This window comes from Microvirga calopogonii (assembly GCF_003347665.1).
GTDB lineage: Bacteria > Pseudomonadota > Alphaproteobacteria > Rhizobiales > Beijerinckiaceae > Microvirga > Microvirga calopogonii.
The window spans coordinates 1-12,257 of sequence record NZ_QDGA01000013.1; the positions used below are offsets into that span (position 1 = coordinate 1).

Consider the following 12,257-nt stretch of genomic DNA (forward strand, 5'->3'; position numbering starts at 1 on the left):
TTATGCGATTCCCTATAGGTCGCTTGGTCATGTCACTGACGTGATCGACCTACCCCTTTGAGGGCTTGGCGCCGGTCCCTGACAGTCGTACCATCAGGTGTCAACGACGCGGATGACGGCCCATGCACCTGCAGCGCATCGTCCTCCCGAGCGGCCACATCATCTGGACCGCCTATGACGGCGATGCCATCGTCACCGAGATCCGTGAGTTCGTCATCTCCCTGGAGGCGCGCCATCACGCGCCGAGTACCGTTGCCCACTATGCCCGGCATGTGGTCCGGCTCGGCAACTATCTTGCCACCATAGGCAAGAGCTTCCGGGAGATCGCACCCTTGGACCTCGACCGCTTCATTCCCGCGGTGATCCGCCATGGCTCGATCCTGGATCTGAAGACCGCCCTCAACATCATCCCGCTGCGCCCGGAACCCGTGGACGTTTCCGCCAGCCTGCACAACCAGATCCTGTTTGCGATCAAGGCCTTCTACACCTTTCTGGACCTGCGCCACGCCGCACTGATCTTTGATGCCGGCGAGCGGCCCCGGACGCATCATCCCGACGCCTACAAGCCTTTCCTGGCCCATATCATGCAGCGGAAGGCGCGGCGCTACACCGAAAGCCGGTCGGACCACAAGGCCAAGGCGGCCTCCGCCAAGCGGGCCGTCGACCACCGGCTGACGCCGGAGCAGGTCCTGAGGATCATCGAGGCGGCCAGCCTCATGCGCGACGCCTTCCTGGTGGTCCTCCTGTACACGACCGGCATCCGGATCGGCGAGGCGCGGGGCCTGCTGCACGAGGACTTCCGGTTGGAGGAGAACGTCATCTGGGTCACGCAGCGCCTTCACGAGAACAAAGCGCGCGTCAAATACGCCAAGGCGCGGCCGATCCCGGTGCTCGACTTCGTGATGACGATGTACGAGGACTATATCGCCAGCGACGAATACCTTCCGGCCTTCGAGACCGGCACGAACTATGTGTTCTGCAACATCGCCAAGGCGCAAATCGGCCGCGGACTGACCGAGAGCAACGTCTACGACATTCAAAAGCGTCTGGTCCGGAACGCTGGCATTGCGTTCACCTGGCACATGTTCCGCCATACCCATGCCAGCGAGGCGATCGCTCAAGGCTATAGCCTGCTCGATGTCGCCGACCGCCTCGGGCATGCCAGCCCGCAGACGACCAATGCCATTTACAAGCACCTGTTCAATGCCGAGTACAAGAAGCTGCAGCTCAAGAACCACACGGAGGTCGAAGAGCGCCTGAATGACTTGCGGCGTATCGGCCTGACGGAGGAGAAGCTCAAATGGCTCTGAAGCTCACCCGAAGCTGCGACCCGGACGTCGCGTATCTTGGGAGCCTGCGGGCCTTTCTGACCGACCTGCACCCTACCCTGCTCGAACGAGACCTGTGGGGCTTCCATACGCTTCGGGAATGCTTCGGGATCGATGCCGGATCCGCGTTATACGCGCCGGACAGTTATGGCGAGGCGCGGCACGCTCAAATCCTCCGCGATGCCCAGGAGATCGAGCCCAAGAGTGGCCGCGTCGAGAGCAACACCCATGGAGGACGGGGCAGAAAAGGCCGCCCTGCGTCGATCGTGCGACAGCGCGGTCAAACGCTGCCCGATGCGTTGCTGGGTGGGATCGGCTTCGACTTCGCCGCCGTGCCGGAATTCTACAAGACGGAGCTCAAGGCGTTTTTTGCCTGGCGTCTGGCACGCCCACAGAGCCGGCACTATCGCTGGTACACGAGAGTGGTCCAGTTGATCCCCTTCTGTGCTGACCTTGCATCCAGTCAAACACATGCGGCCCACCACCTGATCGACTTCGGGCACCCCATCGAGAGCGGGTCAGGGCGCGGCAGCACGCCCCTTCGCAGCCTGTTCGAGCAGTGGCTGGCAGCGCGGGACTACTCGGCTCGTCCCACGAAGCGCAAATGGCGCCGGGACGCCACAATCCATGAGACAGCCTACGGGCCCGTGGCCAGCGCCGTGGCCAACGTCTTGGTGTTCACCCTCATCCTCTTGCGCGAGAGAGCCAAGCCGGTGGAGGCCAGAGACTTGGTGCTCCTGGAGGATGTTTATCCTGCAGATGACGTTCCGGTGACGACGTCCAAAGCACCCTATCTCAGCTTCTTCCGCATTCAACTTCCGTGGCTGCGCCACGTGGCGCGGCGCTACGTTCTCAACAAAATCGAGCACAAGGAGCTCTCTCCGCGCTCTCTTCCATCCTACATTGGTTCGCTCGGGCTGATCGAAGTATGCCTGTACGGCATTCATCCCTCACCTCGCCCCGAACACATCACACAGGAGTTCATCGAGCATACGTTCCTGTCGTGGGGCAACGACAAGGGGTTCACCGGACAGAACTGGTATACGGATCCCCTCAACATGCTTCAGTGGGCCTGCGCCTACCTCCCGGAATACCGCTGGCGCCGCCTTGTCTTCGATAAGAGAAACGTTCGCAGAGTTCGCAGCTATCATCCCCGAACGCATGAATATGAGCGCAATCTCGAAGACGCGATGGTGCCCGAGGAGGTCATTGAGCAGATCTTCCTGAGGTTCGACTCCCTGCCGGTTGTCTGCAGACGCCTTCTGATCATCGCCCGCTACACGGGCATGCGGTCCATCGACCTGCATGCCCTTGCGTTCGACTGCCTGGCACCGGATCCGGACGATGCCGACTTCATGCTGCTGACCTTCTATCAGTCCAAGGTCAAGCGCTGGAACACCAAGCCGCTGCACAAGAACGATGCCGCCCATGCTCTGGTCATCCAGACCATCCAGGAGCAGCAGGACGACGTCCGGAGGGCATGGCGCCGCGAGACACAATACCTGTTCCCCCATAGGCTCGGCGATGCCGAGGTCCATCTCAGTCCTGGGCACACCCGGGACGTGATTGCGAAGTGGATCATTCGCCAGGGCATTCGTGACAAGGACGGCGGCATCTACAAGTTCGGTTGGCATGACCTGCGCCATTTTTACGGCACCGAGCTGGCGCTGGCCGGTTACGACATCATGATGATCCAGATGGAACTGGGCCATGCCTCGGCCGACATGAGCCTGATCTACGTCAACCAGCGTCTGAAGCTGAAGAAGAAAGCCGTCCTCGAGAAGGGGGGCGGCAAGTTCATCTCCATCAAGGGCGAGGTCGACGACAAGGTCGCCGAACTGGCGCTGCGCAAGGACGCCTCCCTGGCGGTTGACGTCCCTGGCGGCCTCTGCTCGCTCCCGGGCCAGATCGGCGAATGGTGCGAACACAACGGAGCCTGCTTCACGTGTTCGTACTTCCGCGCCGATATCGGGCAACTGCCGTTCTTCGAGAGAGAAATGCGCACCATGGCTGCCAGTCTCACCCGCCTCAAAGGCGAGGTGGAAGGCTTCGATCAGGACGGCCACCGGCGCATGGCTGACATCGGTCGCAAGCGGATGGAGCGGACCCAGCAGGGGCTTGCGAACGTCAAGACCATCATCAAGACGATCAGGGCGGAGGGAAGCTACAGTGGCCGGGCTCGAAAATACCAGCGGGCTGCTTGCAGCGGCGCGGCAGCGGAGTGTGACCAAGCGGCGTGCGGTCGAGGAGATCCTGGGCGCCATGCGACGGAACGGTGAGGTCATCTCGTTCAAGACCGTGGCCGAGCGCGCCAACGTCAGCCGCGAGTACCTTTACCGCCAGTTCAAGGAGGTGATCCAGCAACTGCGTACGACAGCGCTTCAGCAGCGTGTGACGGTCGACGGCGAGGACATCCGGGCGCGCTCGGCGGGCCGTGCCGCAACGATCGAGGTGGCGCTGCGCCACAAGATCAAGCGGCTGGAATCGGAGCTGGCCGAGGTCCGCCAGCAGAAAATGGAGCTGGATCGCCGCTATGAGCGCGCGCTCGGCGAAGCGGAGGAATGGCGCAGCCGGCATCAGCGCGCCGTGACCGAACTTCTCGAGGTGCGCAGCCGGTTGACACGTTATGGATCGTCATGAGCCATGACGGGCGGAGCCGTCATGGCATGGTAGCCGAACGTCACCGGCACGCGGAGCGGTCAAGAAGGCCCGCAGGGCCCCGCCGGAGGCGGCCGGCCGCAGGCCTGTTCTTGACAGCGAGCATGGCGGTGGCACCTCGATCGCATGGCCCATGGATGACATGTCAATCAGGTCTAAACATCTGCTCTATCTGAGGAATTAGAGAACACCTCCAGGTAAAAATGCGAAATGTTATAATAGGTTGTCGGTCCGCGTTCGGGACCCCTTCCCGCGATCAAGCCAACATGGATTGATCGTGATCCATCTGACCCATAAATGAGAGCCCAGGACGCAACTCGGGACGCGACATGGCCTCACGGAAAACCCTGAACGCGAAGAACCTCGAGGCGCTCGGGACCGAGCGCCTGGCCGAGTTGCTGATCGAAATCAGCCGGGGCAATGCAGCAGCCCAACGCCGACTGCGGCTGGAACTGGCCGGTGCGGCCAGCCCTGCCGACATGGCACAGGAGATCCGCAAGCGCCTGACCGCCATTGCCCGATCCCGCTCGTTTGTCGATTGGCACCAGCGCAAGGCCCTTGTTGCGGATCTCGAGACCCAGAGACAAGCTATCAGTCAGGTCGCCAAAGTCGATGCCGCTGAAGCACTGGACCTTCTCTGGCGCTTCATGGCTCTTGCTAATTCAATCTTCAATCGCTGTGACGACAGCAGTGGCAGCGTGATCGCGGTCTTTCAGACCGCCTGCCGCGATCTGGGGGAGATTGCCATCGCGGCGAATGCCGCCCCCACCGTTCTAGCCGAGCAGGCTTACCGTGCTTTGATCGAAAACGAGTACGGTCAGTATGACGGCCTGATCGAGGTTCTGGCCCCGGCACTCGGCGCGACCGGCCTCGACCACCTCAAGCAACTCGTCCTTAAGTCGTCACAGGAGCCGCGGCAGAAGCCTCGTGCGGAAGACCGGAAGGTTGTCGGCTGGGGTATGGGTGGCCCCTTGTACGCCGATGACCTGGCTGAGCGCCATCGCAGCAGCGTTGTTCGAATGGCGCTGGAGGCGATTGCGGATGCGCAGGGCGATGTGGACGCCTTCATTGCCCAGCAAAGTGAGAAGGCACGAGGCGTCCCAAGTGTTGCTGTGGAGATCGCACAACGGCTCTTGGCTGCGGGCCGCGCTGACGACGCCTGGACTGCCATCAATGCCGTCGATCAAGACCGACCCGGCTGGACTCCCGTCGAATGGGAGCAGACGCGGCTCGCGGTTCTCGAGGCCCTCGGACGAGTGGATGAGGCGCAGGCGTTCCGCTGGGCCTGCTTTGAGCGTTCGCTCAACCCGGAGCACCTGCGCGCCTATCTCAAGCGCCTGCCCGACTTTGAGGATCTTGAGGCTGAGCAGCGGGCCATCGCCCATGCGCTGAGCCATTCGAGTGTGCACCATGCCTTGGGTTTTCTGGTGACCTGGCCAGCGCTGGACCAAGCCGCACACCTGGTGCTTGCGCGTGCGGACGAACTCAACGGCGACTTCTACGAAATCCTGGCCCCGGCCGCGGCTGCGCTGGAAGCAAAATATCCTCTTGCCGCTATCGTTCTTCGCCGGGCCTTGATCGACTTTGCCCTGAAGCGGAACAGGACCAAGCGGTACCAGCACGCTGCTCGCCACCTTGAGGAGTGCGAGAACCTGGCTGACCGGATCGAGGATTTCGGCAGGTTCGAGGCTCATGAGGCCTATCTGCGACGCCTCAAAGCCGAACATGGCCGCAAAAGCTCGTTCTGGAGCCTGGTCGTGTGAGCGGGTGCGAAATCAGTGGTCTGCCCGTCGTAGGCTAATCAAGGGTTCACCTTGGCTCCGGCATCCGAACCCGCGCAGTCATCGGATCTTAAGTTCTCCCTGCTCTAAGCGCCCTCCCCGTTTCGCTCCCTCGAGCAAATCCTATTCACGGACCGATTCTTGAGCATCTCGATGACGAATGAAGCCATTATTTTCACGGACGGCGCTTGCCTCGGAAATCCCGGACCTGGAGGCTATGCTGCTGTCGTCACCATTGCGGGTGAAGAGCAGGTCATTGTGGGACGCGACCGCTCCACAACCAACAACAAGATGGAAATGACGGCAGCCATCAAGGCGCTCGAGGCTGTGCCTCAGGACCTCCCCATCGTGATCCACAGCGACAGCCAGTACGTGATCAAGGGAGCGACCGAATGGCTCCGGGGATGGAAAGCCAAAGGCTGGCGTAAGGCTGACGGCAAGCCTGTCCTGAATCAGGATCTGTGGATGCAGATGGACGCTGTAATGGTGGGCCGGAAGATCACCTGGAAGTGGGTGAAGGGTCATGCCGGTCACCCTGAGAATGAGCGCGTCGATCGGCTCGCCAACTGGGAAGCCGTGAGGGCTGCTGCCGGAGCTGGAACGGACCCGACCACCATTGAAGCGGCTACGGCTTGAGACAGACATCTGCTTCAGGTGTACCCATCAACAGACTCGTTTGCCGAACCTGTAGGGTTAGCTGAGCCGTTCACATACGGTTCAAGGGTGTCGCCCGACCTTCCCTGTCAGGGCTGAGCGATGCCGGTCGGCGTCGCCAGCGAACATAGGGAGGCTCTCATGGTGAGTTGGTCCAACCGAGTAAGTCCCATTGCCACTCTGGTCGCCGTTGCAACTTTGCTGGGCGGGTGCGTAACCGGTACCGAGGTGTCCTACAGTGAGTATCAGTATGACCGTTATGGCGGGACTGAGCGCACCTTTGAGCGCAATCTCTATGCAGATCCATCCCGTGGCATCGAAAGGGAGAGGTGCCGAACCGTTGTCCGGCGGCGCATCAACCGCTTCGGAGAAGAGGTTGTCAGGCGTGATCGCGTTTGTGGGCCTACAGGTGAGATAGAAGCCGCAGAACCTTGGGGAGGCCGAGCGCCTCCTAGGAACGGCTATCCCAGCCCAGTTGAGCCACCTGAGGACGTTCCCTATGTCGACTGAACAGCAATCAACCTAGTAAGGCGCCCGAAGGTAACTCTGCTTCAACTTGCTTGGCTTTGCTGCATTGTCAGGTCTGGACCGGATTCAGGATCCTTAAAGGGTTGGTAGAGCGCCTCATCATTGACAACCAAGGACTCTTACCCAATATGACTACTGTGGTCACATTGTCCCGAAGAGGTGATGTCATGCAGGAAGTTCAGCTCAAGGACGCGAAGGCATCCCTGTCCGCCATCGTTGATCGCGCAGCCGCCGGTGAGGAGATCGTGATCACCCGTCACGGCCGAAAGGAAGCTGTCCTTATTTCCTGGGATGAGTTCCGGCGCCTCTCGACGGTTCCGTCGTTCGGTAAGCTCCTCATGTCAGCCCCAATCGAAGCAGGAGACATTCCCGAGCGGCATGAGCCGCCACATCGAACTGAGGAGTTTTAGGTGTATCTGGTCGACACGAACGTCATCTCCGCCAGAGCACCATCCAAGAGCTTCCCCCCGGACGCACTCATCGGGTGGATGGATGTCATGTCTCCCAGACTTTTTATCTCGGTTGTCACGACAGGAGAGGTGATCGCGGGCATTGCAAAGGCCCTGCGTGAAGGCGCCACGACAAAGGCCGGCAACTTGGAGGCATGGTGGGCCGCTGTGGAGCATCTTTACGGGCTTCGCATCCTGCCTTTTGACGGTGCGGCTGCCAGAGCGGCCGGACGGCTTCTCGACACGGCTCGCAGCATCGGTCAATCGCCTGGGTGGGCGGATATTGCCATCGCCGGCACGGCAAAAGCTCATGGGCTCACAGTGCTGACCCGCAACCTGAAGCATTTCGAACCGCTCGGCATTGCTTGCCTTGACCCGTTCCAGCAGCTTCCTCCGCTCCCCTGATGACAGGTCCCACGCTGCTCCGACAATCAAAAGCCCACTCAATCGTTAACTTCGTTGCTGTTTGGTCAGGTGCTAAGCCTGAACTGTAGACAACGCCAAACGTCGTACCGATTGATCACGGGCCGAAACGAATGACGGGCCAAGCGAGTGGTTGCGTGCCTTACTCCACGAACTATAGGGACATCCCGGCAGCCATTCTCGTGATAAGGCGCGGAAGAGACGGATCTGCTTCATCCGCGTAGATGACGCATCTCGGAGCAATGGATTGGAATTTAGTGGGTTCAGTGGTACTCCGCCGCCAATCCCAGATAGGTCTTTCAGGACGAAACGATTAAGACACTCAGCCCTTTCGAACTCGCTTATTTTCTCTAACGATCAGGATCATCTCAATGCCCGGTTTCGCACGTCAGTTCGAGCCGCAGATCACCCGTACCGGTGGGGCCCCCTCCAAGTACCGTTTCACCGCTCGATGCTCCGGGTGCCCCAAGACAGACAGCTTCGAGGCTAGCAGGCCTGCCGGTGACGAGCTCGTCAAAGGCTACTTCAAAGACCGCGGCTGGCTTCTCGGACGCGATCGGGCCTATGATCTGTGTCCAGCGTGCCTGGCGAAACCCCGGGAGGCTCAGCAGCCTCGCTCGGTCAACGAGGCTAGACACCAAAGGTCGCCAGAGGCTGCCAACCTCTCAAGCCGTCTGGCAGCCCCAGCGGACAAACGCTCCCAGGATACGGCTGACATCCTGGCGCGCCACTTGGGCAAGCCTGAAGCCCTGGCGGCTGAGGTCTTCCGTCCCAAGCAGATGCAAGCTCCTCGCCCGTCTGCTCCGCATTTGCCTCAGCAGACCGGATCAACCCCTGCCCTGCCGCCAGAGGTGGAGCGGGCTCTGACGGGAATGGCCGCGGATCTGAAAAGCCTCCGGTCCACCATGGAGCTCATGGCCGAGCAGGTGAGCAGGCTGGTGGCGCTTGGCGGCCAGCAGACCGAGGCGATTGCACGACTCGCGCCGCTAATGGCTCAATCCACCGAAGAGATTTCCGGCAGCGTCAGAGAGGTTGTGAGCGCTGTTCAGACGCTCTCCTCGCCATCGGCCGTATCGCTCGCCCAAGAACCCGTTTTAGCCGGTGAGGTTTACAACGAGCAACAGCAGGACGTCAGCTCAGAACCGGAACCTGTTCAGGCACCTGAAGCACCATTGAAACGGATCCGGTGCTCCACAAAAACCGAAGGTCCGGCGCGCAAAGCTGCCTCCGCTCAGGTTGTGGTGAAATCGATTCCCGACGCCAAGCGGCCCGACCGATACTACACCACCATCCGCCTGCCCCGGGAGCTATGGAACAGAGCAGGCTTTTGCCCTGAGGATCGCATCCAGATCGACTGGAAGAAGAGGGTTCTGTCCATCACTCGTGTTGTGGATGGCGGCGTAAAGCCCAAATCCATCGGTGATGCTGTTGTGGTTCTTCAGTCATGGCGACTGGGCGATCTCACCTTTGATCCGGCAAAGGTTACTGCTGGGGACGGGACCTTGCGCCTGACGTCTCCATAGCAGAGCCGCTTGCCGTGTAGCAGCCAGTGAGCCCCTGATTGGTTCGATCCAGATCAAGAATCAGTTGGGCCACTCAGGCCGGGTGCTGCCCCTCGCCTGCTGCATGACGGAACGGTCGGAGTTTGGTACCGGCAACAATCTCCGTATCGATCGATGGATCAGACCATCTGTCATGGAATGTGCTTGCTGGCGGCGCGGGCCGCGATCCATTGACGGGCCTTTGCCAATACAGTCTCTCGATTGGCACCAAGGACAATGCTCGGACGCTCCCAAGGAGCCATGATCACGGCCATCCATTTGAGGTTCGTTTGTTTCAGATGGATTGCATATCCGGGATGTTCCGGCACGGGTAAGGTCGTGGCTGGCTCCGGCTCGGCAGAGCGAGGATGCGGATCGCTCATGAGGCGCAGCAGTTCAAAGTCACCTTTCATAGATAGGCGGGCAGGTCACCGCCCATTTTCATCAAAGAAAGTGAGTTCGCGTTAAGCTACTGCTAACGATTTCCGTGTTATACCACGGGTCGTCGGGCTGTCTCTCCAATACAGCCCGCGAAAGACGGCCACTGCCAGTGCTCGTAACACCAGCAGCGGCCTGACCACAGTCGATCTATGTAGGAGACTAACCGTGGCTAATAACTGCAATAGCGCACCTTCGCGTGCGCCGGAATACCTTTTTCACACGATTGAGACGCGCCCGACAGCGGCACATTGCCCTGCATCGGCGCCCCCTGCCCGGTACGTTGGCGTCACAGGCGTTCGGCTGCAGCTTCGCCTGCCCCGCCACGCTCCGCGCCGCCGCGCCTGAGCCCCTCGTCTCAATCCAGCCTTCTCCTCTCCGCGATCCCGCTTTCCGCTCCAGCTGCGGCTGGACGCTTGCGGCCCTGCCGGTGGACGGGATGAGGCTGCCCAAAAGGTCATTCCAATGACGTTCCATCGTCACTCAGCATCCTTTGCTGATTCCATCCCTGCTGTCGCACCGGATCATCAGGTTCGGATACTGAGCGTGATCGAGGAGGCCGGCGGCACCGCCGAGATCCGCGAGATCGCGACCTGCCTGTCCGACACGCCCCGGCCGGTCGCAGTCATTCTCGCTCTGGTCGAGGCAGGCCTGCTTGCCATCGACCGCAGCGCACCGCTCGACGCCTGCACCCAGGTGTGGCGCACCCGGCGCTGATCCAAACGGCCGTCTCCGGCCGAACCCAACTCATCCCAATTCTTGAAACGCCACTGCACGACGCAGCGCGAGCGAGGCCCCATGCCTTTTCATAATCTCTCCTCTGTTCAGATCACTCCCTCTGCGGACGGTTTTGTGACCGTCAGGACCACGGCCTTCCAGATCCGGGTCCACATCAGCGAGAAAGCCAGCGTCCAGGCTTTCCTCGACAGCCAGCTCGCCAAGCAGGAAGGCGTCTACATCCTGGAGACCCGGCGCGCGGTCATCGGGCACCAGCCATTGGTCTATGTGGGCGTCACCGGGAGCATTGCCCGCCGCGGCAATGACTATCAGCTTTCATCTCCGCAGAGTGAGGTCGACCGCATCATCGCCTTCACCGTGCATGAGGACATTCTGACCGGGAATGAGGCCGGATGTTTCGAGTGCATTCTGCGCGATGGTGTCGAAGCCTCGGGACGGGCTGTCCTGGCCAATCGGAACCGCCCTCATAATGCACCTTTGCGACCGGCCGAACGCTATGCCGTTGAGGCGCTGGCGCGGGATGCCGAGCATGTGCTGCGGGCCCTGGGCATCGACTACCTCGATGTGGAGAAGGCGCTTGCGCCGCCCGACCTGGCGCTGGTGGATGACACCGATGCAGGATCGCAGCTCTATGGCACCTCTGCGCTCGGGGTCGAGGCGGTGATCCGCCGCAAGGGCAGCAAGTGGTTTGTGATGCAGGGCTCGACCGTCCGGGCCCACGTGGTTGGTTCCGTCTCCCGCACCCCGGCGGACATCCGTGAAGCGCTGCTCCAATCCGGTGCTCTGCGCCTGACGGATGATCCCGAAATCTACCGGCTCGAGGTGCCGTATGAGGTTGAATCGGCAACGGCGGCAATGCTGTTCGTGACCGGCTCGAGCCTGTCGCCCCAGCACTGGTATCCGGTCGGGGCACCGAGAACCCGCGGCCGCAGGAAGCCCGATCCGATCACGCGCTACCCGAAGGGCTTGACCCCGCGCGAGTAACGCCGCCGGAGCCGCCCTCCCCTTCCTCTTCCTCATCCAACTGCCGTGCCCTTTGTGCCGGTCATCAAGAAAGCTTTTCTCATGTACATCCCGACTGTCTCTCCTGTTCCCTCCGCCGCTGCGAGCGCCATTCAGAGTGCCGAGCTTGCTCCCGTCATCGCTCAGCTCGGACGTGAGGCTCCCCTGCCCTATGCCTTCGATGCGCGGCTGGGTATTACCCCCGGCGTCCGTTCCGTCTCGGACGATCCGCAGTGTGAGGGGATCGCGCGCACCCTCGGGCTGGCACAGGTTGGCCTTGTCCTGCGCTCGGTCCGGCTCACCAGTGGACGTACCATCAGCGTCGCGGCCGTGCCGAGCGCCTGCTGGCGTGACCCGGTCCTGCATGCCCGCGTGCTCGATCTCAAGTGGGCCCGTGAGCTCAGTGGGCAGCGCTTGGTGCTGGTGCCCGAGAGCGTCATCCGGGCCGAGCCGCGGCTGACCAACGCTCTCTTGATCTCGGCTTGCGATGGCGTGCGTGTCACGCCGCGCGAGCGCCTCATGCTGCTCTCCCAGCTCGCCGAGGTCGGCGGCAGCGCCTCGCTCGAGATCTGCGCCGAGGCACTGGCTGGCAGTGCCGATCCGGCCGGAGCCGTGCTGCGGCTGGTCGCCGAGCGCGTGCTGACGATCGCCCTCGACCGTCCGATCGATCTCCAGAGCGAGGTCAGCCTCGCTGCCCGGCGCTGATCCTCTGGGAGA

12 protein-coding genes are annotated in these 12,257 nt (G+C 61.5%); 11 read left to right on the plus strand and 1 reads right to left on the minus strand.

Going from position 1 to position 12,257, the window contains the following annotated elements; translation table 11 throughout:
- The first annotated feature begins 122 nt into the window (after positions 1 to 122).
- The 8 genes from DDF70_RS12730 (at position 123) to DDF70_RS38000 (ending at position 9,344) form a co-directional block, all read left to right on the plus strand.
- Entirely contained in the window at positions 123 to 1,310 is a 1,188-nt protein-coding gene (locus DDF70_RS12730) for a tyrosine-type recombinase/integrase (RefSeq protein WP_114945246.1), read from the plus strand.
- On the plus strand, positions 1,301 to 3,607 hold the full coding sequence (locus DDF70_RS12735; RefSeq protein ID WP_114945247.1) for a tyrosine-type recombinase/integrase: 2,307 nt from the start codon (positions 1,301 to 1,303) through the stop codon (positions 3,605 to 3,607). The genes DDF70_RS12730 and DDF70_RS12735 overlap by 10 nt, the downstream gene beginning before the upstream one ends.
- The gene (locus tag DDF70_RS12740; RefSeq protein ID WP_162820372.1) at positions 3,552 to 3,968 is read left to right on the plus strand and encodes a DUF6262 family protein; all 417 of its coding nucleotides are present in this window, start codon (positions 3,552 to 3,554) and stop codon (positions 3,966 to 3,968) included. Before DDF70_RS12735 ends, DDF70_RS12740 begins: the two co-directional genes overlap by 56 nt.
- A gap of 347 nt (positions 3,969 to 4,315) precedes the next feature.
- Entirely contained in the window at positions 4,316 to 5,749 is a 1,434-nt protein-coding gene (locus tag DDF70_RS12745; RefSeq protein ID WP_114945249.1) for a DUF6880 family protein, read from the plus strand.
- 171 nt (positions 5,750 to 5,920) lie between these two features.
- A complete protein-coding gene (gene rnhA / locus DDF70_RS12750; protein WP_114945250.1) occupies positions 5,921 to 6,403 on the plus strand; it encodes a ribonuclease HI in 483 nt (160 codons plus the stop codon).
- A gap of 713 nt (positions 6,404 to 7,116) precedes the next feature.
- Entirely contained in the window at positions 7,117 to 7,359 is a 243-nt protein-coding gene (locus tag DDF70_RS12755) for a type II toxin-antitoxin system Phd/YefM family antitoxin (protein ID WP_114945251.1), read from the plus strand.
- The gene (locus DDF70_RS12760) at positions 7,360 to 7,803 is read left to right on the plus strand and encodes a PIN domain-containing protein (protein WP_114945252.1); all 444 of its coding nucleotides are present in this window, start codon (positions 7,360 to 7,362) and stop codon (positions 7,801 to 7,803) included.
- An 890-nt stretch (positions 7,804 to 8,693) separates the two neighbouring features.
- A complete protein-coding gene (locus DDF70_RS38000; protein WP_245435468.1) occupies positions 8,694 to 9,344 on the plus strand; it encodes a hypothetical protein in 651 nt (216 codons plus the stop codon).
- A gap of 170 nt (positions 9,345 to 9,514) precedes the next feature.
- On the opposite strand, the gene DDF70_RS12770 is transcribed toward DDF70_RS38000, so the two are convergent.
- Positions 9,515 to 9,775, minus strand: coding sequence for a hypothetical protein (locus tag DDF70_RS12770; protein WP_114945254.1), 261 nt, complete (start codon positions 9,773 to 9,775; stop codon positions 9,515 to 9,517).
- Between the two features lie 490 nt (positions 9,776 to 10,265).
- On the opposite strand from DDF70_RS12770, the gene DDF70_RS12775 reads away from it, so the two are divergent.
- The 3 genes from DDF70_RS12775 to DDF70_RS12785 all read left to right on the plus strand — a co-directional run bounded on the left by DDF70_RS12775 (position 10,266) and on the right by DDF70_RS12785 (position 12,245).
- Entirely contained in the window at positions 10,266 to 10,517 is a 252-nt protein-coding gene (locus DDF70_RS12775; RefSeq protein WP_114945255.1) for a hypothetical protein, read from the plus strand.
- An 81-nt stretch (positions 10,518 to 10,598) separates the two neighbouring features.
- A complete protein-coding gene (locus DDF70_RS12780; RefSeq protein WP_114945256.1) occupies positions 10,599 to 11,522 on the plus strand; it encodes a hypothetical protein in 924 nt (307 codons plus the stop codon).
- An 81-nt stretch (positions 11,523 to 11,603) separates the two neighbouring features.
- Positions 11,604 to 12,245, plus strand: a complete 642-nt coding sequence (locus DDF70_RS12785) for a hypothetical protein (RefSeq protein ID WP_162820373.1) — start codon at positions 11,604 to 11,606, stop codon at positions 12,243 to 12,245.
- Positions 12,246 to 12,257: the final 12 nt, after the last annotated feature.